Genomic DNA, 20,964 nt, shown 5'->3' with positions numbered 1-20,964 from the left:
TTATAATATCAAGCAAACAAATATTGAATAGGTAAAGTAACGTCTGAACTTATTGTTCCGTCAGACTTCACAACATAACCATTCTGCTCTGGACCAGTGCGACTATATTCATGATCCTTTTGTGCTTTTTCTAATGCTTTTCCAAGTGCAGACAACCCTAATATCAAAGGATTAATCCAGTGTGAATGAATAAATTCAGATAACATAGGAAGCCGATCATATAGCAAATCAGCAGGAGTAGCCTCTGTTTCCAGTTCATCCCAGCAACTGATTAAAAAGCATACTTTTGGGCTCTGACCAGTATATGAAGTCGCACTTTTATGCAAATAGAGTAATATTTGTAATAGCTCTATTAGACGTGGTTGATCAGCAACTTCTGGATTATCCTCACTACTATTAGCATGTTCAGGTTCCGTACCAGATGGTTTGGAAAGTATGTCCTCAGATAACCTATATTGACTCGGGCGAATCATAAAAATCCAAGATGAGCTTTCAGTCACACGTTTACACCATTGATCTGGAATTTTTCGAGAAGTAACCATGTTTAATATTTGTTCACCACCATAGTCAGGCCAAACTAAATTTTTTCTGAAGCCAAAAGAATCTATAATAGGCCATATACTTTCAACGTAAACATTGGCTGGTGTATGACTTGCAGAAAGTCCATCGTTCAATGAACCTATCGTTTCCGAAAACGGTTCAACGTTAGCAGGCATACCTTCCATAGAGAGCCCATTTGAGCTTTCCAACAGGCTCATGAAAACTTTTGCACCATAATGTGTCTTACCTACACCAGACTCACCAATAATCAATATTGAATCATTGTCGTTTTTCATGTTACATCCTTATGTTGGATCATAAAGAAAGGGTCTGGGCCTACATAATCATATTCTGGCAAACTAACTTTGAGAGAATTTTGTTTTAGAATCCATTTCAACAATATTAAAAGACCGTTTTCTGCAATGTTATCGGTATCGCTTTCAGAATTTATTTGTACCTGAATGTGGAACTCATTTATTTGTGGCAGAATCGAGAGAACAAAATCTCTAATACCATCAATTACGGTTTCATCTTCTACTATATCTGCTTTGGTCCAAACCAATGCTATAGGCCTACCCTTAGACTCTACGTTGAGCCTGCGAGTCAACAGTTTGAAATCTGATCTGGCTCGTCCACTTTTAGAAATTGCATCTCTATCAGCGATAAGAAGTAATACATTAGCATTATTAACTAACCAGCTAGCACCTTCAGCTTCTGGAGACTCAGTATTTACAGCCCACTTTCCGAACCATTCACCAGGAGAGTCTGCAAATAAATAATGTTGAATTATATCTTCAGCCTGACTATAAATCGCTGTATGTAGTAATCCAGGCGATCGTCGAAAGCTACTAGGAGTATGTGGAGGAAAGCAAAGAGGCCGTCCTGGCTCCCACCTAAGATTATTAGCAATGGCTTCCCAACCGATTAGAGAATAAGATCCTGCAAATCGTTTTTCTATTTGACTGAGCCCACCTTTTGACATCAGTAAATACCAAGCTGCTAACATTGAGGTTTTTCCTGCATTTTCAGCACCAATGACTCCGATAATTTTGGGTTTAGAGCAGCCGCTAATAAATTCAACGTCAGTCAACCCCAAGGCCATACTTGTCCACGGAAGAAGAACTTCAGACTCATCATCAATAACTATATTTTCTTCTGAATTACTATCTGAAGGCCAGTACTTACAGTCCGATAAATGTGTTTCTCCAAAAGAACATTTAGTATCTGGTGCATTACATCCAGGTTCTTTACATTTAGTCACCAGTATCACCTCCTTGTAAGACTGCTCTAGTAGCCTGTAACTCTCTAAATATCCAAGAAGCCCAATCTGAAATAGATTTCTCAGTATTTGACCCAAGACCTTTTAAGTTATTGAATCCTTCTTGATTAGGCTTCGAAGTACGGGAATTGTGTTTTAATAGTGGTAACAAAAGCCCCTCTCCTTGAAAATCACTAAAGATATCATCAAGATACATACAAAAGGAATTAGTATATTCTGAACTCTGTACTTCTGAAATCAAATCGGCTAATTCTATACTTTCTGTAATTGTATCGACTGAAAGGGATGACACTATTTCATTTAGAAAAGCCGTAACACTGGCTGGCGAACAAGTTGGAACCTGACTAAAAAGGTCAAATGCCATTACTGTGGCAGCAATATTCAAAGGCATTTCTCGATAACTACAATAGGCACTCGGAGAATAAAAAGACTCTTTCCACCAGATCAGACTGGTTCTTCTTTGCAGCCCTAAAATAGCGCTGCTCACTGAATTCAAAGCTGAATCAATATGATTACCTACCGCAACTGATAAATGTTTCAACGGTTTTGATACATCCATTTCAATTTCGGCAAAGGCATTTTCTATATCAGTAGCAATGGCTGTGGTTAATAAAGGTGCAAACTCATTTACCCATGTGGCTCCTTGAGTTGGCAAATGAGGATTAGCGCCTGTCGCCTCACCATTAGCTCGATTAGGTCCACTAGCCTCTTCTATTCCACTTTGAAGAAACTCACGGTCTAGCGTCACTTTTGGAAAAATCAGCTTAGTTGATTTTGAAGAAGAATAAGAAAAGTCTTCAACAATAATTTTTGGAGGCGTAGCCCATTCTTCTTCAGCTTGATTGTTCAGTTTCAATTCAATAGTTTTGATTAAATTATTCCATATTTCGCTTTCTCTACCAACCTCTATATGAGGTAGAATATTGCGTGTGATTAGTGCAAAAGCAATTGCTATTTGCTGATTTTCTTCAGCTCCATTAGCTAAGGCTTGTAGTAATAGTGCACGAACCACCTGAATAGGTTTATCGAAAAACGTATTAGCATAGGTAGCCCAATTACCCTCAAGAATAGAAAGAACCTCCTGAACAACTGGTTGTTCTACACTCTCTTCTGGATCAAGCACAACCAAAATATATGACAAAGCTTTGGATGGTATTTTCTTTAAAGTATTACTCAATTCATTTGATGTAGATACTAGCTTTGAGAGCTTTTCATCACTACTATTAAGATCAATAAGTTGTTTACTTAAGAACTGTATTAAAACCCTGTTTTCCACCGGAAATTCCTTTTGTAGTTGGTTGCATGTTAACTTGACTGTAAGTCATTATGTAAATAAATCTAGTCAGAAAAACTCTTTTTATTTTGCATTGGTCATTTGAAGAGTCATAACCACTACAACCGCCAAATTTTCCTGTTTGTAACTTTATCGTACGACCATACTTTGAACTGATCCAACTACGTCAGAGGTCGCTTGATTACGATTTACCCGATCTAATGATGGCTAGTTGAGCCAGTATTATACAAATATTTACGCTAATCAAAGTGATGTTGAACTTAGTATGGCATACTTATTTTATCTCAAATTACTTTATAGATATTTTAGATAAAATCTCATGTTCACTAATATAAAGTTCATTAGACATGCACATCTCACTCCATCCCTTCCAGTAACTATTAGCTTTCTTTGAATACATTGACCTATCCCAAATATCTTCAATCCAAGGATTGTGACGATACTTATCAATTACTTTGATCGGATTTTGTCTGGCCCAAATTAATTCGTTAAAGTCTGGTTCTGAAACTATTGCTCCTCTGATCTTTGAGATATGGTACTTACAAAGATACTTTAATGTTAAGGATAGGAGCGCTCTGTCTTCAGAGCCACCTATACCTACCTTGGCACTGACATGCACACGAGAGTCTAGAATCGAACCATGCCAACTATCGTAATGCTTGATAATAACTAGTTCACCGTTTTCAGTATTGTTCCGAGCAAACCAGACCAACTTAACCTCATCTTCATTATTACCTTTTAATAAGCTTCTAGCATTCTCTTCAATGTCATAGCCAAACTCAAATGTTTCTTTTGCGAAAGGCCTTCCTTCATCATGAGCGAGCCAATTCTTTTGGCACCCAAAGTATATGGCTAATTTTTCTAATTCGTTGAACGATGGCTCTTTTCGCCCTTCAAACCAATCCTCAGTAACGCCCACACTATTGTATCCAAGCGCCTCAGCAACTCTAGAAATACTTGGGGTATGAAAACTATCAGCTGCCTTAGCTTCACTTAAGAGAAAATTTAGTTTACCAGATAGTAGATTTAAGCGATCGCTACGTAAATGAGCATCAAAAAAACTCTTTAAATCGTCGATAGCTTCGATATAACTTCCTTCTTGACCTTCAAAAGATTTTTCTAGTCGATACTGTGCCTCGGCATTAATTGAACGTCCACTAACTTTTGAGGCGTCGGAGATCAGGGCTTTCAATTCAGTAGGAATTCTTAAATTAAACTGTACATTTTTTGACATTTTAAAGCCCAAATAGAATATTGAATTTGAAACAAATAATATTACCATAAGGAACTTGCGGTGATGATAGCATAATGCTATCATCTTATGTAACAAAAACTGAAGGGGTGAATACATGTCAAATCAGAAGGTTCAGATGAACGTCCGGGTACCTAAAGAACTTAAGAGGTTTGCCATGAATGATGCCAAGAACCAGTTCCATTCGTTATCTCAATATATAGAAAAGCTTATGTTTAAAGCCAAAGAACGCAGCGAACTAGAAAAGAGATGAAACCTTCTCTTAAAGACCTTTTTGACTCTAATGCAAAAGTAATTTATCTAAAACGGTTTAGATTGCAGAATGCAAATTGGTCAAAGACTGCTCAGGCTAATGATTACGATTACATTTTTAGCTCTTTAGCTAACTCAGATTATCATTTCAGAATGCCTGTTATCATTCAGTCAGATGGTTTACCTTGGAAAATAGGCAACCTATATCTCATGGGACAACTAGACACTCCAGCTCTTTCAAATATGAAGACCTTATCCGCAAGAGCTATCCACCTAAAATACTATCTACAGTACCTAGAGCATAGTAACCAACACTTTTTAGACTTACCTACCCAGTATCAGCAAAGGGTTCCTCGCAAATTCAAAGCTTTTTTACAGGTTGTAATAGAACAGCACGACTTTAGCTCTCAATACATTAATAACATTCTGTCCTCTATTGCTCATTTCTATAATTATATACAGCATCAATCACTCGTATCTCAGTCTGATATAGAGAATAAGCCCTTTAGAGAAAGAAAGGTTTCTATACCTATTCATAATAATGTAGGAATAATGAGAAATATTAGTGTTATTACAAATGATCTCAAGCTAAGAAGCAGCAGAAAACCTTTACCATCATTAGGTAAATTGAGAGATGGAGGCAGTCTGCGTCCTTTAAGCTCTGAAGAACAAGAAATTATTTTCAGGGCATTTGATAAAGACTATGCGTCAATAGAGTTAGAACTAATGATAAGAATAGCTCTCGGAACAGGAGCTAGACAACAAAGCATATGCACTCTCTCTATTGCTTGTATTAGAACTGCTCTTGATTATCTAGAAAGACATTCTGTCTCAGGTCATGCTGTAATAAACGCGGGATACAGATACAAGACAGACTCAAAGGGCGGACGATTAAACCGCTTAATATTTTCACGTAACCTAATCGATCATTTAGCAACATATATAGATTGCGAAAGGGCGGAATATAGAAGAAAAAATATAAACAGCTTTTATGCAAATACTGACGACAACTATGTGTTTTTAACTCGAACTGGAAACCCCTATTTAACTGCTGAGAGAGAAATTATAGATCGCAATAATCCTAAACCAATTTGGAACACTGAAGCGCCCGTCATGATGCCTAAAAATGGCCAGTCTCTGAGAAATGAATTAAAAAAATTCATTTCCAAGGTTCAAAAATTTGAACCGTGTCTTCAAAATTTTTCATTCCATGATTTACGTGCTACCTATGGGATGAATATCGTAAGAAGCCTTAGAGCTAAGGACTACCCTGATACTAAAATATTCGATCATGTCAGACAGAGATTAAATCATAGAAGCTTAATAACCACTGAAGCATATCTAAAATTCGACTCGGAAGTAAAAGAATTCAACGATATACAAGATACTTTCGGCGTAACATTTGATAAGGACAAATATAATGTCTAATTCTTTCAGTGACAGGCAGCTTATTGAGATAAGCACTAAGCAAATAGAAGATATCGTTGATCCTCAATACACAGTAATTGTAGGTTCAAGATCTGATGGTGCGTCCTTTAAAGTCGATATTGGTAGAGTCTGCTATATCAATAGAGAGAACGATTCTGGTCATTTCCGAAATAAGACTAAAAGCTATATTACGGGTCTAGTTGACAAATCAACGTTGTCTATAGAACGTGTAGAATGGTTGAGAAGGTACCTTAGGGAAATCCTTCAAAAAGGGTTGAGAGATGAAACGGTGCGAGGTCACCTTCATAATGTAAGATATTTTTTTGATTTTTGTGATTTTGAAGGCTCTAAGCCTCTTACTTTAGATGATTTAGCATCTAATTATAAATATTATCAAGTTAATCTCTATCAAAAGGCGCGCTTAAGTGGTGCAAAATCTATAAGCGCTACAACTCTTTACAGCAAACTCAATACTGCAAGAGATTTCATAAAAATTGCTTATAACTTATCTGATATCGATATACTTAGTATTATTCCCAAGCATCGTCACATGGGATATAACAGTAAAGAGAGAGACTCCTCATTAGAAGACTTCAAAAACTTCTTACAAATCTGCATTACATACTTTAATGAATTCTCATACGCCATATTAAATAAAATCTACCCCATACCTATTACTTTAGCAAAATCATCAGGTAACGATTATTATTGGGATTCAACTAGAAGCTCTGGCATAAAGAAACTACCTAGTTGTTTCTACAATAGTGGAGAACCCTTACCCTTTGAGAAGGTAAAAAATATTTTATCGAATTATTCCAATTGTGAATATGCTAAGAAAAAATTTTATCAAAACACATTAATAAATAACAGAAATATATGGATAAATGAAAATTTAGACTCTAGAAAAATTTATGCTTATAACCTATGTACATACTGCTTTTATTACATTTACCTTGCTTTTACAGCTGCTAATATACAACCCACACTTGATTTAAAAATATCTGACTTGAATTTGGAAAATCTTGGCTTATCAACTTTTGCTAGAAAACATAAATATCGAGCAGGTAGACAGATTGAATTTTCCGCTCCTTCCCATTTAAAGCGTTATCTCATACAGTATTTGAAACTTAGAGAATGGGTCGACAGCCTCCATCTTCTTGGAGACTGTGAAGAATACTTGTTTGTACGTATTGGAGAATATCGTCAATTAAAGCGTTTTGCACGTGGCTCTGTCAGTTCTATTGACAACAGTCCACTTTTTAAAGGGATAAAAAGGGTTACTGCTAGGGACATTAGAAACCTATGTGCGGAATACTACATAAAACATTCTAAAGGAAATTTGTCATTAGTGGCTAGGAAGTTGAATAACTCTTTAACTACAGTAGCTAAATCTTATACTTCGATCGATATTGAGTCTCAAGCAATAGAGATGAATCATTATCACGAAAAAATGATTACTGCAATTTTTCGGTCTAATCGAAACAATAAACAAACTATATCCATCAGGACTTCAACTCACTACGATACGGAAAAAATACCAGCAGGGTCTTGCTCTAACCTATCAGATAACGACCCTGTTAAGGCAGTAGGCTTCAACAACGAGGCTCCCAATCCTTCTTGTGCTACATTTGAAAGTTGTTTATTTTGTGAATTTTTTGCAATCCATATAGATTTCGAAGATATACATAAACTATTAAGTTTGAAAGAAGCTTTACTGAAGTCTTCAATGATTCGTAATGACCCTGAACACTATCTCCTATCTATAGAACCATCGCTATTTAGAATTGACGAGATTATCAATATTCTTAAAGGAAAAGATAATAGAGTAATTGAACTCGTTGATGATGCTGAACAAAAAATAAAAATGCGAATTTATAATGAGTATTGGGATGAGCATATAAACTTTCTCACTGTAGCCTCAGAATTTAATAGAAAAAGCTTAATTTTATGACCAAGACAATGACGCGTGAACCCCTTGTTAAAGAGATACAACCAATATCTAAAGACCTAATCAAAAACCCATCATCTGGTTTGATTGTAACGCTTTCCAAGAGTGGAGATGCTTTATCATTATTCTCTGACGATATTTGGGACTATAGTGCTACTAGCAATTCACATAAAACTATTAATTTTAGAACTAAAATTCGGAAGCTATCCTCATCTATTAATACCGACAGCAAAGAATTCAAATCAGCAATTAATTTTTTGAAGGTATTTACTCTCAATTGGAATTGTGAGATGAATGGATGTTCTATGTCAAAATTGAATAGTGATATAGTCGCTATATCTTTCCTAATTAGTTACTGTGTAAACAATAATATTGACTTTAATAATATATTTACTGCCAGTAGTGCAATCGATTTCCTAGTAACTAATAGTTCGACGGAGAAACAAATAGGTTTGTATTTAGGCAAGATACAAAGGTTTATTGATACAGCATCTGTTTTAAATCAAAGTAGTTTTTGGTGCAACATGCAACCTTCAAAGGAATTCTCAGACAAGCTAGAAAAGGCTAGAAAGGTTTTCCCTGAAACTTCTCAATCCTTACAAACCATGATTATTCCTTCACGCATCTATCAAAACCTTCTAAAAGATACTATTGAAAGTTTGCAGATTTTTAATAAACATGTTGATAAGATAGCATATGTTTTTTCTGCACGTACTAGAGTAAGAGACGATACATTAAGACTAGATGAGTCTGTGCCTGTAAGCAGGTGTAACAAGTCACAAACAACTTTAGTTAGCGCTTACTGGAAAACTGCTTTAGAGAAAGATACGAAGCTAACCAGTATTTTAATAGAATTAAAGGATTTAAGCATTATCAAGGATGCTAGTTGGTTAGGCTTAATAACAACCTTGAGTCAGATACAAATGAAAAGCGCTATAATAATAGCAGCGTTCACAGGTATGCGAAAAAATGAATTAATATCTATTCCCTTTAACGGATTAAGTTATATTCATTCTGATACTGGTGATATACCCGTAGTATGGTCCACCACAACAAAGCTTGAAAGCAATGGAGTACCAAAATTTACAAAATGGGTTACAGGCTCTATCGTTGAAGAAGCTTTCAAAGCAGCTAAGTTTATCACTCAAGGGGCTTTAAAATGGTCTGGGAATAAGAGCCAGTTAGAAGCAGATGATAGTAAATTACCATTATTTCTTTCAATTGAGAATGGAAAATTTGGCTGGCCTCATCCACGTTTTGATTATGCAACTACTTCCTTAAATACAAGAGTTTTACAACAAATGTTGTCGTCAGAACATCTATTAATATCAGAACAAGACTTAAAAGAGATTAGCAATTTTTTATATGGTGGTGAAATATCTAGTAAAGTTAAATTAGGTAAACCTTGGCCTTTAAGTCTCCATCAGTTCAGACGCTCTCTAGCCGTATATTCTGCCGCTAGTGGCTATGTTTCATACCCTACTCTCAAATCTCAGCTAAAACATATTAGTATGATGATGACAGTCTATTACGCGGACTCGAGCTCCAGAGCCCTAAATATTTTAGGAGATGGCTCTGAAGTAAAGGCCATGCGAAAAGAATGGCAAGATGCTAAAGCGAGAGTGGAATCAGATAGCTTACATGAATTATTAGATAGTGGTGTAGCTCTAGCTGGTGCCGCTGGCAAAAGTTTACAAACAAAAAGATCAGAGAATAAGCTCCCGAATTTTCTAAAAGATAGAAAAAATACTAAGAAAGCGGTTAAAAATGGCAAGATTCGTTATAGGTCTACTTTAGTTGGCGGATGTATGTCCCTTAAATCTTGTGATAAAGGTGCTGGTGTCTTAGCATCTGCTTGTATTAGCTGCGAAAATGCCGTTTTTCTACCAGAATCTAGAAGTAGTTTGCTACAAACCAAAGATTTTTATGAATCACAACTCACTCTAGACATTCCAAAACGTGTCCATCACGAATACAAAACGAGCATTAAAAAAATCGACAGCCTTCTTTCAGTATTAGTATTAAAGTAAGGAAAAACAACATGAAAACCAGTCAAGCAGAACGGGTTTATTGGAATGCCTTGGAGCGTCTCATAACTAATACAGCTAAAATTGTCGATACGAAATCGTCTCGATTCAAGATCACTAAGGACGCTGTAGGTAAAGAAGCAGGCAAAGGGAAAGGGTATGTTCGCAATGAGAGGTATCCAGAACTATGTGAAGCTATAAAAAAAGCGGAAGAGGAACGCAAAAGTCTTGCTAAAGGAGTGCCTAATAATACTGCTAAGCTACAGCACGAAAAAGAGCTTAAATTAAAAGCAAAGTTGAAGTATGATACGCTTAAAAAAGAATATGATCTTCTAGTGCAGAATTATCTTAATATTCTAAGACAGAACTTTGAACTTCAAAGAGAGCTAGCAGAATCTCCACATATAAGTTTAGTGAAAAGATCTAATAAATAGCTTAATATTGTTCCTGTTTAGCTCAAATACAATTTATGAATATAGCTTATCTAAAGCTTTCTTTCTCATGTTACGGCTATTAAGATGCCTTAAAAGTATTCCTATGAATGACGATCATTTGTGTAACAAACTAAAAATTTTATTTGAACACCTATTTCGAACGCTAACCATAATTGGTGGAGTAGATGAACCCTACTATGAAGCGCCAAAAGCAAATACAAATGCGAAGATATTTTTTAAAGAAAACTACCCAAGAAGCCTATTACATGAAATTGCTCATTACTGTTTGGCAGGGCAGAAACGACGCAAATTAGATGACTATGGTTACTGGTATACTGAATGTGGTAGAACAAGTGAAGAGCAAGAGCTATTTCAATTGGTTGAAGCAAGACCCCAAGGCTTAGAAAAAGCTATGTGTGAAGCTATAGGTATACATTTTTCACCTAGCTTTGATGATTTTTCAGGTCGACCAATATCAGAGGTGTTTCTAAAAAACTTAGAAGTCAATTATCAAGAGATGATTACGAATCCTCCTCCCACGGCTAGAATAGCTTTAGAAGCACTAATGCATACAGATTTTTCTACGTTGACGGATAATTAATTTACTAACTACATCTTGCAAATTTATACTTACCTAATCTTAAAATTTCAAAGCAATCATATGAAGTATATTCATCAGGCTACTATTCAGCCGATGATAACTATAGTAAATATTCTAGCCTTCCCAATTTTATTGATAAAACAAAAAATATCTATTAATAGAAAGATCAATAAAAATCCAGATCAATCCATCAAAAATTAAATATTGATATGTCTCAATTATATATACACGGCTAATATAAGCTTCTTAGTGCCTTGAAAAGTAGTAATTCCAATGATTCACTTAATGTACAATATCTCCTTTTATCAGGAATATTGTACATTTTTCTATCAAAAATCTGATTTTACGTCATTACGACTACTTCTTTATCAATCAATATCTTAACAATGTACATTTATGAATAAGAGTTTACTAGGGTTCAGCCATTGGTGTGTGGCCGGAGAAGCTCGTAGAAGGTTGTCTGACTTTGGCTACTGGTATGCACCAGATGGACGATCAGCAGCTCAGCAGCAGTCTTTTGAGCGCGTCGAAATTAAGCCGCAAGCATTGGAATGTCTATTTACTTTAGCTTGCGGGCGACCTTTCCAAGTATCGCAGGATAATTTATTTGCAGAGTTTGATACGAGTGATAGCACCTTCGAACATGATGTTTATCGACAAGCAGAACAGTATATTACTGAGCCTCAGACACTACCACGTGATGCTAAAAAATTATTACTTACTTTACTTAAGGTTTCCACACCCAATTAGACTAAACCAATGGCAATATAACTCTCAATGATATGATTTTTATAACGTGAATGGTTAAGGATCTTATACGAACAATAACGCCTTGCCACTAAAGTTACATGTGCTATGCGCTATACTAATAATCAAATCCATATTTTAAACCAATAAACTTTATTAACGTTTAAAATATACTTTATGAATTATCCTCTGTAGTAAACAAACTTAACACAGCCACCGAAACACTTATTTAAATGAAGAAAAACCTCATAATTATAAGATAAGGAAGCACTATGCAAGTATTCTATATTCACCCAGACAATCCACAGCCTCGATTGATTGAGCAAGTGGCTGACCTGCTACGTAAAGACCAACTGATCATCTACCCTACCGATACCAGCTATGCCTTTGGTTGTCGTCTGGGTGCCAAAGATGCGTTAGAAAAACTTAAACAAATTCGTGAGCTTGATGATAAACACCAATTTACCTTATTATGCCGTGACTTAAGTGAGATTGCCAATTACGCTACAGTAGATAATGTGCAGTTTAAACAGCTAAAAGCACATACCCCAGCACCTATTACATTCATCCTAAACGCAACAAAAGATGTACCAAAAAAACTGTCTCATGCCAAGAAAAAAACAATCGGTATTCGAGTACCGAGTAACGCTATTGCTCAAGCACTTTTAGAAGCTATGGATGAACCCATTTTAACCAGCTCATTAATTCTACCTAACCGTGATGACATACTTGACGATCCATTCGAGATTGAAGATATCTTAGGCAATCAAATTGATGGTCTGATCAATGCAGGTATAAAAACAACCAAGCTAACCACCATTGTAGATATGACCAGCAGTCAACCTGAGATTATCAGGCAAGGTGCTGCTGATGTTGATTCACTACTGCTCTAATAAAATGAATAATGTGATCAACCAAATTCAAGACATAAAAAAAAGCTCCAATCAATTGGAGCTTTTTTATGAATCATATATTCAGTATAAAACTAGTCACGATCAACTAATTCTACATATGCCATTGGCGCATTGTCACCATCACGATGACCGCATTTTACGATACGCAAATAACCACCTGGACGAGTCTGGTAACGAGGACCTAACGTGCCAAATAATTTGCCTACCATAGCTTTGCTACGCATACGGCTGAATGCTAAACGACGGTTAGCAACGCTGTCTTCTTTAGCCATAGTGATTAATGGCTCGGCAACGCGACGTAGTTCTTTAGCTTTTGGTAAAGTTGTTTTAATCAGTTCATGCTCAAATAATGAGTTAGTCATGTTCTGAAACATTGCCTTACGATGACTGCCGGTACGACCCAGCTTGACTCCACTCTTACGATGGCGCATAGTCAAAAATCCTTAAAGTTTAACGGCTACGATAAGAAAAGCGATCATCAACACGTAAATCAGCTGGTGGCCAGTTATCTAGGCGCATACCGAGCTCTAAATCTTTAGACGCTAAAACGTCTTTGATTTCAGTTAATGATTTCTTACCAAGATTTGGGGTTTTTAGAAGTTCAGTCTCTGAACGTTGTACCAAATCACCGATATAGTAAATGTTTTCAGCTTTCAAGCAGTTGGCTGAGCGAACCGTTAGTTCAAGATCGTCCACAGGGCGTAATAGCACCGGATCAACCTCTTCTTTCTCTTTCACAGGCTCAGGCGCTTCTTCAGCTTCTAGGTCAACAAAGATAGAAATCTGTTGTTGTAAAATAGTGGCTGCTTTACGAATTGCTTCTTCTGGATCTATAGTGCCATTAGTTTCAAGCTCAATGATAAGACGATCAAGATCAGTACGCTGCTCTACACGAGCGTTCTCAACCTGATAAGCAACACGAAGCACAGGACTAAAACTTGCATCAAGCTTTAAGCGTCCAATTGCTTTAGTATCACCATCTTCACGGCGCTGGTTTGCTGGCTCATATCCACGACCCATTACTACGCGCAAACGCATCTTAAGATGACCACGATCACTCAATGTACCCAATACCAATTCTGGATTGATGATGTCAACATTGTGCGGTAACGTGATATCTGCAGCAGTAATAGTGCCTGGACCTTGTTTATCCAAGGTCAAAAATACTTCATTTTGGTCATGAAGTGTAATTGCCAAGCCTTTTAAGTTCAAAAGCAAGTCAAGTACATCTTCTTGTAGCCCTTCAAGCGTAGAGTATTCATGGTCAACACCATCAATCTCGGCTTCAATGACTGCAGCACCAGGTAATGAAGATAACAAGATACGACGTAAGGCATTACCTAGGGTATGCCCAAAGCCGCGTTCTAACGGTTCGAGCGTGACTTTCGCAATCGTTTCGTTAACCGTATCCACGTTAATGGCATTCGGCGTTAGAAACTCAGTTGCATTTAGCATCATGATGTCACCTCGATTTATTAAACTGGTTTAATTAACGTTAATTGCTCAATGCCATTTTCATGACATCGAGCAGTACGTCATTTACTTAGAGTATAGCTCAACGATCAAGCTTTCGTTGATTTCAGCAGGTAGATCAATACGATCAGGCGCATGTTTAAACGTGCCTTGTAGTTTGCTGTGATCAACATCTAGCCATTCTGGAATACCACGTTGTGTCGCTAGTTCAATAGCGTTTTTAATACGTAGTTGTTCGCGAGACTTCTCTTGGATAGCGATGACATCACCATCTTGAAGCTGAATTGATGGAATGTTCACACGAACAAACTCATCACGGCCAGCTTTCTTTACCATAATAGTACGATGACTAACTAGCTGACGTGCTTCTGCGCGAGTTGAGCCAAAGCCCATGCGATATACAACGTTATCTAGACGGCTCTCAAGCATGGCTAGTAGGTTTTCACCTGTAGCACCGCGCTTACGAGCAGATTCTTTATAGTAATTAGCGAATTGACGCTCTAGTACACCATAAATACGCTTAACTTTCTGCTTTTCACGCAGCTGTAGAGCATATTCAGAGGTCTTGTTACGGCTTACGCCATGTTGACCTGGTGGACGACCAGCTTTTTTCGTTTTTACGTCGTATGGTTTAACGCCAGACTTAAGGCCTAAATCCGTACCTTCACGACGTGATAATTTGAGTTTTGGTCCAATATAGCGGGCCATTGTTATGTCTCCTATAAGCTTTCAATATAAAAAGCTTCGTCTTTAATATTAGACGCGGCGCTTTTTCGGCGCACGGCAACCATTGTGTGGGATTGGGGTTACATCAGAGATGCTGTTGACTTTATAACCCAATGCACCTAGTGCTCTTACCGCAGACTCACGACCCGGTCCTGGTCCTTTGACCAAAACGTCGATATTCTTAACACCATATTCTTGGGCCGCTTTACCAGCGACTTCAGCTGCAACCTGAGCTGCAAATGGTGTAGATTTACGTGAACCACGGAAGCCTTGTCCACCTGAAGTGGCCCAAGCCAATGCATTACCCTGACGATCGGTAATCGTAACAATGGTGTTATTAAAAGACGCATGGATATGGGCTACGCCCTCCGATACTGAACGGCGAGTCACCTTTTTGCGACTGCGAGTGTCTTTTGCCATCTTTTAGCTTCCTAAGTTAATTATCTTTTGAGAGGGCGTGTCGGACCCTTACGAGTACGAGCGTTGTTCTTGGTGTTCTGACCTCTAACTGGTAGGTTACGACGATGGCGGATGCCACGGTAACAACCAAGATCAACTAAACGCTTAATATTCATTGAAACTTCACGACGAAGGTCACCTTCAGTCATGTAATTTGCAATTTGTGCACGGATAGCATCTAACTGTGTATCATCTAACTGACTGACTTTAGTAGTAGGGGCAATGCCAACTGCTTCTAAGATTTTCTGAGCAGTGGTACGACCTACACCAAAGATGTAAGTTAGTGAAATAACAGCATGCTTATTATCCGGAATGTTTACGCCGGCAATACGAGCCATTGATTTCTCTCCATTAAAGAAAAATAAGCGTTATCTAACGATAAGGCATTACTTTTCAGATTTGTTGCTGTCAATACTAAAGCCTTTGTAATCTCAATCTCTGCTTTGGTCTGATAACAGACTTATTCTTCGATAGTATTATAAAAGTTTTTGCATAAACTACGGCAAGTGGCGGATGATATCGCATCCGCCGTTATTTTTCAAGTATTAATTTAAATAGTAACAAAAACCTAAGGCTTTGTGATACTAAGTATTAACCCTGACGTTGCTTGTGGCGAGGTTCTGCTGTACAAATGATATGTACACGGCCTTTACGGCGCACAACTTTACAGCTACCACAAATCTTTTTAACTGATGCTTGAACTTTCATAGCATGCTCCTTGAAATATCGTACCGCTCATTTAAGATTGAGTGGGCGATTGAATTAACGTCTGATCATGATATTGATGGGTCATCAAATGCGCCTGAATCTGCGAGATGAAGTCCATTACCACAACCACCATAATCAGTAAAGACGTACCACCGAGTTGAAACGGCACACCAAACGATGACTGGACGACCATTGGCATTAAACAAATAACCGTCATATACATCGCGCCAATAAAGGTCAATCGGTTTAATACATGATCGAGGTAACGCTGAGTTTGTTGTCCTGGGCGAATACCTGGGATATACGCACCACTACGTTTAAGGTTTTCAGCTACTTCACGTGGGCTAAATACTAGCGCCGTATAAAAATAGCAGAAGAAAATAATCATTGCACCAAACAATACTAAATATAGCGGCTGCCCTGGAGACAATACTAACGCCATATTCTGCAATATTTTTTGTGTAAAGGTAGGATCGGTTGATTGACCAACCCACTGCCCTAAACTTGCTGGAAACAACAACAGAGAACTCGCAAAGATAGCAGGAATAACCCCTGCCATGTTTAGCTTCAACGGCAGATGAGACTGCTGCTGAGCATAAATTTTACGACCCTGTTGCTGCTTTTGTGCGTAGTTTACGGGAACACGGCGTTGAGCACGTTCAATATAAACAATGCCAGCAGTAACCGCTATACCTAGTAACACAAAAATAAATAGTACAATCAAGTTCATCTGACCTTGATTGACCTGTTCGATAGATTGCGAAATCATACCTGGCGTACCAGCCACAATGCTTGCAAAAATGAGCATTGAAATACCGTTACCTACACCACGCTCTGTAATCTGCTCACCAAGCCACATCAAGAACATAGCGCCTGCTACTAAAGAAGTAACAGCTGGAATATAAAAAGTAAGACCAGAAGATAAGGTAAGGTTTTGACTGATTAAGCCAGCACACATCCCTAATGACTGTACTAGGGCTAAAGCAAGCGTTCCCTGACGGGTATACTTGTTTAGCTTGCGTCGTCCCGCTTCACCTTCTTTTTTGAGGGCTTCAAGCGATGGCAATACCGCAGACATCATCTGGACAATAATCGATGCTGAGATATATGGCATAATACCAAGTGCCATAATAGACATACGCTCTAGTGCACCACCTGAGAACATATTAAACATGCTCAGGATGGTGTTTTCGTTGCGCGAAAACAGATCAGCCAAGTTAACCGGATTGATACCCGGTACTGGAATATGTGACCCTAAACGATAAACAATCAATGCGCCGATTAAGAATAATAAACGCGTCCATAATTCGTCATACTTGCGTATAAATGCAAATGGATTGAGCGGTATACCAGTCGATGACATTGATTGTTTTGACACGTTATTACTCCTCGATGCTACCACCAGCAGCTTCGATTGCTAGCTTAGCGCCTTTAGTCACTTTGATACCTTTAAAAGTATAAGCTTTAGTGACTTCGCCTGATAACATAACACGGGCACGCTTCATATCATGACGGATAAGGTTAGCAGCTTTAAGTGTTTCAATGCTAACAACATCGCCTTCAATTTGGTTTAGTTCAGACAGACGTACTTCAGCTGTCTTCATTGCCATTTTACTGGTAAAACCAAATTTAGGTAGACGACGATATAAAGGCATTTGACCACCTTCAAATCCTGAGCGTACGCTAGAACCTGAACGAGATTTCTGACCTTTTACACCACGACCACCAGTCTTACCAAGACCTGAACCGATACCACGACCACGACGTTGTGCAGTTTTCTTTGCACCAACACCTGGTGATAATTCATTTAATCTAAGACCCATTACGCTTCCTCCACTTTTACCATGTAGTTAACGCGATTTACCATACCACGAGTTGAAGGAGTATCTTCTACTTCAACAGTATGGTTAATACGGCGTAAACCCAATCCTTTCAAGCTCGCTTTGTGGCTCTTTAGGCGATGGGCACCCGATTTAAATTGAGTGACTTTCATTTTTTTCATCGTAACTCACCTAGTCTAAGTTAACCCAAGATTTCGTCTACAGATTTACCACGTTTAGCTGCCATCTTCTCTGGAGTTGACATATCACGTAAACCGTTAAACGTTGCGCGAACAACGTTAGCAGTATTGGTAGAACCATAACATTTAGTCAAAACATCTTTGACACCAGCAACTTCTAACACAGCACGCATTGCGCCACCAGCGATTACGCCGGTACCTTCAGATGCAGGCTGCATATAAACTTTACTAGCACCATGACGTGCTTTGATCGGATGATACAAAGTTGCATCATTTAGCTCAACAGTAATCATATTACGTTTGGCAGCTTCTAGTGCTTTTTGGATAGCAGCTGGCACTTCACGTGCTTTACCGCGACCAAAACCTACACGACCGTTGCCATCACCCACTACAGTTAGTGCAGTGAAAGAGAAAATACGACCACCTTTAACAACTTTTGCAACACGATCAACGGTAACTAAGCGTTCTACTAGACCGTCAGTCTGTTCATTTTTATCATTTTTATCATTTCTAGCCATGATTAAAACTCCAATCCGTTCTCGCGAGCTGCTTCTGCTAAAGCTTTAACTCGACCATGATATTTGAAACCACTACGGTCAAAGGCAACTTTAGTGATACCAGCTGCTTTTGCGCGTTCTGCGATCAATTGGCCTACAGACGTTGCTGCATCAGCATTACCAGTAGCGCCTGAGCGCAAGCTGACGTCTAAGGTAGATGCCTGAGCAATCACTTCACCACCGTTCGGAGAGATAATCTGGGCATACATATGTTTTGGCGTGCGGTTAACCGTTAAGCGATTAACGCCTAAAAAACGGATATGCGCGCGGGTTTTCTTAGCTCGACGCAGACGAGCTGCTTTTTTATCAAACATTTCAACTCACCTTATTTTTTCTTGGCTTCTTTGCGAATCACATGCTCGTCACTATAACGAATACCTTTACCTTTATAAGGCTCAGGTGGGCGGAAACCACGGATATTAGCCGCTGCTTGACCAAGCTGCTGCTTATTGTTTGATTTCAAAACAATTTCAGTTTGCGTTGGGGTTTCAGCTGACACACCTTCAGGTAACGTATATTCTACCGGATGAGAGTAACCGACGTTCAAAGTTACTTTGTTGCCAGTAACTTGTGCGCGGTAACCAACACCAATTAACTGAAGACGTTTTACAAAGCCTTCATTCACGCCTGTAACATAGTTGTTAAGCAGAGCGCGCATGGTGCCAGTGTGCATCATAGCTTCTTTTGAATCGACTGTAGGTGAGAAAATGATAACATCATCTTCCTGTTTCAGCTCGACCAATGCATGCAGGCGTAAAGACAAATTGCCGTTCTTGCCTTTAACTTCGACCTGCCGATCGTTCAAAGTAACGCTTACGCCATTTGGCAGCGTCACTGGGGCTTTAGCCACACGAGACATAGGAATATTCCTTAAAAAATTAACTTCTTTATATTAGCGAAAAAACTAACAGGCTAAAAAGCGTGTTAGTTTAGCATAGTTGACCGCGTTAGACACCTAACAATGTTAAATAATTCATCATTACTACATTGATAGAAGCCCAACAGCGTCAAATAGACTTTATCGTCGTGTAACTTACGCTACAAATGCGACGATTTCACCACCGATACCAGCAGCGCGTGCAGCACGATCGCTCATGATACCTTGGCTAGTTGATACGATAGCAACACCCATACCTTGCTTAACAGTAGGGATAGCGTCTTTACCGCGGAACTGGCGTAAACCAGGACGGCTAAAACGTTGAATAGTTTCGATGACAGCACGGCCTTCGAAATATTTCAGTTCAATAGTAAGGCTTGCTTTGTTGTTTGCTTCTTCAGTAACAACGGCACTAGCCACATAACCTTCGCTAACTAGCAAATCAGCAATTGATTTACGTAATTTAGAGCTCGGCATTGCTACCGATACTTTGTTAGCCATTTGTGCGTTACGAATACGGGTTAGCATATCCCCAACGGTATCTTGCATACTCATATAGTTACCCCTTACCAGCTTGCTTTACGAACACCAGGCACATCGCCTTGCATGACACGCTCACGCAGCATATTGCGTGATAAGCCAAACTTGCGGAAGTAACCGTGAGGACGACCGGTGATAGCACAACGATTGCGCAGACGTACTGGTGATGAGTTACGTGGAAGAGCTTGTAGCTCTAACATCGCTTCCATACGAGTTTCGTCACTTGCAGTCATATCACTGATAGTTTCTTTTAGCTTGATACGCTTATCAGCGTATTTAGCAACCATTTTTTCGCGCTTCAATTCGCGGTTAATCATGCTCTTCTTTGCCATAACGTCTTTACCTTATTTAAATGGGAAGCCGAATGCTTTAAGCAACGCACGACCTTCTTCATCAGATTGAGCTGACGTGGTGATTGTCACATCCATACCGCGGATACGATCAATCTTGTCAAAATCTACTTCTGGGAATACAATTTGTTCTTTGATACCCAATGAGTAGTTACCACGTCCGTCAAAGGCTTTAGGTGAAAAACCGCGGAAATCACGAATACGAGGAATTGCAATGGCAACGAGACGATCTAAAAATTCGTACATTTGCTCACCGCGTAGCGTTACTTTACAGCCAATTGGCCATTCTTCACGAATCTTAAAGCCAGCAACTGATTTACGCGCTTTGGTGACAACAGGTTTTTGACCAGCAATTGCAGTCATATCAGCTACAGCACCTTCAAGTAATTTCTTATCTTGAGACGCACCGCCTACACCCATGTTAAGTGTGATTTTAGTGATTTTAGGCACTTGCATCACATTCGCCAAACCAAGCTCTTCTTGGATTTGCTGCTTTAATTTATCGTTATATAAAGATTTTAATCTTGCCATTACCATT

General features: G+C 38.5%; 26 protein-coding genes. 7 read left to right on the top strand and 19 right to left on the bottom strand.

What is annotated here, in order from left to right; all coding sequences use genetic code 11:
- Positions 1–8 precede the first annotated feature (8 nt).
- The 4 genes from IPZ60_RS12325 to IPZ60_RS12310 all read right to left on the bottom strand — a co-directional run bounded on the left by IPZ60_RS12325 (position 9) and on the right by IPZ60_RS12310 (position 4,347).
- Positions 9–836 carry a hypothetical protein gene (locus tag IPZ60_RS12325; RefSeq protein ID WP_194198048.1) on the bottom strand — a complete coding sequence of 276 codons (828 nt, stop codon included), beginning with the start codon at positions 834–836 and terminating at the stop codon, positions 9–11.
- Positions 833–1,801, bottom strand: coding sequence for a hypothetical protein (locus tag IPZ60_RS12320; protein ID WP_194198047.1), 969 nt, complete (start codon positions 1,799–1,801; stop codon positions 833–835). The genes IPZ60_RS12325 and IPZ60_RS12320 overlap by 4 nt, the downstream gene beginning before the upstream one ends.
- Complete coding sequence (locus tag IPZ60_RS12315; protein ID WP_194198046.1) at positions 1,794–3,095, bottom strand: GTPase-associated system all-helical protein GASH; 1,302 nt, start codon at positions 3,093–3,095, stop codon at positions 1,794–1,796. The genes IPZ60_RS12320 and IPZ60_RS12315 overlap by 8 nt, the downstream gene beginning before the upstream one ends.
- A 307-nt stretch (positions 3,096–3,402) precedes the next feature.
- Positions 3,403–4,347 carry an Arc family DNA-binding protein gene (locus IPZ60_RS12310; protein ID WP_194198045.1) on the bottom strand — a complete coding sequence of 315 codons (945 nt, stop codon included), beginning with the start codon at positions 4,345–4,347 and terminating at the stop codon, positions 3,403–3,405.
- A gap of 267 nt (positions 4,348–4,614) precedes the next feature.
- Here IPZ60_RS12310 and IPZ60_RS12305 point away from each other — a divergent pair, with 267 nt between their 5' ends.
- The 7 genes from IPZ60_RS12305 (at position 4,615) to IPZ60_RS12275 (ending at position 12,695) form a co-directional block, all read left to right on the top strand.
- Entirely contained in the window at positions 4,615–6,045 is a 1,431-nt protein-coding gene (locus IPZ60_RS12305; protein ID WP_194198044.1) for a site-specific integrase, read from the top strand.
- Positions 6,038–7,996: a hypothetical protein gene (locus tag IPZ60_RS12300; protein ID WP_194198043.1), complete on the top strand. Its 1,959-nt coding sequence runs from the start codon at positions 6,038–6,040 to the stop codon at positions 7,994–7,996. The genes IPZ60_RS12305 and IPZ60_RS12300 overlap by 8 nt, the downstream gene beginning before the upstream one ends.
- Entirely contained in the window at positions 7,993–10,023 is a 2,031-nt protein-coding gene (locus tag IPZ60_RS12295; protein ID WP_194198042.1) for a hypothetical protein, read from the top strand. Before IPZ60_RS12300 ends, IPZ60_RS12295 begins: the two co-directional genes overlap by 4 nt.
- Before the next feature lie 11 nt (positions 10,024–10,034).
- Entirely contained in the window at positions 10,035–10,454 is a 420-nt protein-coding gene (locus tag IPZ60_RS12290; protein ID WP_194198041.1) for a hypothetical protein, read from the top strand.
- A gap of 103 nt (positions 10,455–10,557) precedes the next feature.
- On the top strand, positions 10,558–11,055 hold the full coding sequence (locus IPZ60_RS12285; RefSeq protein ID WP_227669354.1) for an elongation factor P hydroxylase: 498 nt from the start codon (positions 10,558–10,560) through the stop codon (positions 11,053–11,055).
- A gap of 396 nt (positions 11,056–11,451) precedes the next feature.
- Complete coding sequence (locus IPZ60_RS12280; protein WP_194198039.1) at positions 11,452–11,805, top strand: elongation factor P hydroxylase; 354 nt, start codon at positions 11,452–11,454, stop codon at positions 11,803–11,805.
- Between the two features lie 269 nt (positions 11,806–12,074).
- Positions 12,075–12,695 (top strand): L-threonylcarbamoyladenylate synthase, encoded by a 621-nt coding sequence (locus IPZ60_RS12275; RefSeq protein WP_194198038.1) that lies wholly within the window; start codon positions 12,075–12,077, stop codon positions 12,693–12,695.
- 92 nt (positions 12,696–12,787) lie between these two features.
- Here the strand turns inward: IPZ60_RS12275 and rplQ are convergent, their stop codons facing one another.
- The 15 genes from rplQ to rplE all read right to left on the bottom strand — a co-directional run bounded on the left by rplQ (position 12,788) and on the right by rplE (position 20,957).
- Complete coding sequence (rplQ, locus tag IPZ60_RS12270; RefSeq protein ID WP_010196736.1) at positions 12,788–13,147, bottom strand: 50S ribosomal protein L17; 360 nt, start codon at positions 13,145–13,147, stop codon at positions 12,788–12,790.
- Positions 13,148–13,166: 19 nt separating this feature from the next.
- Positions 13,167–14,174 carry a DNA-directed RNA polymerase subunit alpha gene (gene rpoA / locus IPZ60_RS12265; RefSeq protein WP_011279808.1) on the bottom strand — a complete coding sequence of 336 codons (1,008 nt, stop codon included), beginning with the start codon at positions 14,172–14,174 and terminating at the stop codon, positions 13,167–13,169.
- 81 nt (positions 14,175–14,255) lie between these two features.
- The gene (gene rpsD / locus IPZ60_RS12260) at positions 14,256–14,897 is read right to left on the bottom strand and encodes a 30S ribosomal protein S4 (protein ID WP_194198037.1); all 642 of its coding nucleotides are present in this window, start codon (positions 14,895–14,897) and stop codon (positions 14,256–14,258) included.
- A gap of 48 nt (positions 14,898–14,945) precedes the next feature.
- The gene (gene rpsK / locus IPZ60_RS12255) at positions 14,946–15,335 is read right to left on the bottom strand and encodes a 30S ribosomal protein S11 (protein WP_058368279.1); all 390 of its coding nucleotides are present in this window, start codon (positions 15,333–15,335) and stop codon (positions 14,946–14,948) included.
- A 20-nt stretch (positions 15,336–15,355) separates the two neighbouring features.
- Positions 15,356–15,712, bottom strand: a complete 357-nt coding sequence (gene rpsM / locus IPZ60_RS12250; protein ID WP_010196723.1) for a 30S ribosomal protein S13 — start codon at positions 15,710–15,712, stop codon at positions 15,356–15,358.
- 253 nt (positions 15,713–15,965) lie between these two features.
- Entirely contained in the window at positions 15,966–16,082 is a 117-nt protein-coding gene (rpmJ, locus tag IPZ60_RS12245) for a 50S ribosomal protein L36 (RefSeq protein WP_010196721.1), read from the bottom strand.
- A 31-nt stretch (positions 16,083–16,113) separates the two neighbouring features.
- Entirely contained in the window at positions 16,114–17,445 is a 1,332-nt protein-coding gene (gene secY / locus IPZ60_RS12240; RefSeq protein ID WP_181416317.1) for a preprotein translocase subunit SecY, read from the bottom strand.
- Positions 17,446–17,464: 19 nt separating this feature from the next.
- Positions 17,465–17,905 carry a 50S ribosomal protein L15 gene (rplO, locus tag IPZ60_RS12235; RefSeq protein WP_110923952.1) on the bottom strand — a complete coding sequence of 147 codons (441 nt, stop codon included), beginning with the start codon at positions 17,903–17,905 and terminating at the stop codon, positions 17,465–17,467.
- On the bottom strand, positions 17,905–18,084 hold the full coding sequence (gene rpmD, locus IPZ60_RS12230) for a 50S ribosomal protein L30 (RefSeq protein ID WP_010196714.1): 180 nt from the start codon (positions 18,082–18,084) through the stop codon (positions 17,905–17,907). The genes rplO and rpmD overlap by 1 nt, the downstream gene beginning before the upstream one ends.
- 20 nt (positions 18,085–18,104) lie before the next feature.
- Entirely contained in the window at positions 18,105–18,620 is a 516-nt protein-coding gene (rpsE, locus tag IPZ60_RS12225) for a 30S ribosomal protein S5 (RefSeq protein WP_010196711.1), read from the bottom strand.
- A gap of 2 nt (positions 18,621–18,622) precedes the next feature.
- The gene (gene rplR / locus IPZ60_RS12220; protein ID WP_110923951.1) at positions 18,623–18,973 is read right to left on the bottom strand and encodes a 50S ribosomal protein L18; all 351 of its coding nucleotides are present in this window, start codon (positions 18,971–18,973) and stop codon (positions 18,623–18,625) included.
- An 11-nt stretch (positions 18,974–18,984) separates the two neighbouring features.
- Complete coding sequence (gene rplF / locus IPZ60_RS12215; RefSeq protein ID WP_110923950.1) at positions 18,985–19,518, bottom strand: 50S ribosomal protein L6; 534 nt, start codon at positions 19,516–19,518, stop codon at positions 18,985–18,987.
- Positions 19,519–19,692: 174 nt separating this feature from the next.
- Positions 19,693–20,091, bottom strand: a complete 399-nt coding sequence (gene rpsH, locus IPZ60_RS12210; RefSeq protein ID WP_110923949.1) for a 30S ribosomal protein S8 — start codon at positions 20,089–20,091, stop codon at positions 19,693–19,695.
- Positions 20,092–20,102: 11 nt separating this feature from the next.
- Positions 20,103–20,408 carry a 30S ribosomal protein S14 gene (rpsN, locus tag IPZ60_RS12205; RefSeq protein WP_021813378.1) on the bottom strand — a complete coding sequence of 102 codons (306 nt, stop codon included), beginning with the start codon at positions 20,406–20,408 and terminating at the stop codon, positions 20,103–20,105.
- A 12-nt stretch (positions 20,409–20,420) separates the two neighbouring features.
- The gene (rplE, locus tag IPZ60_RS12200) at positions 20,421–20,957 is read right to left on the bottom strand and encodes a 50S ribosomal protein L5 (RefSeq protein ID WP_110923948.1); all 537 of its coding nucleotides are present in this window, start codon (positions 20,955–20,957) and stop codon (positions 20,421–20,423) included.
- Positions 20,958–20,964: the final 7 nt, after the last annotated feature.

Origin of the sequence: Psychrobacter sp. NG25 (assembly GCF_015234355.1) — a bacterium.
Classification (GTDB): domain Bacteria; phylum Pseudomonadota; class Gammaproteobacteria; order Pseudomonadales; family Moraxellaceae; genus Psychrobacter.
This window is presented reverse-complemented; position numbering and strand designations above follow the sequence as displayed.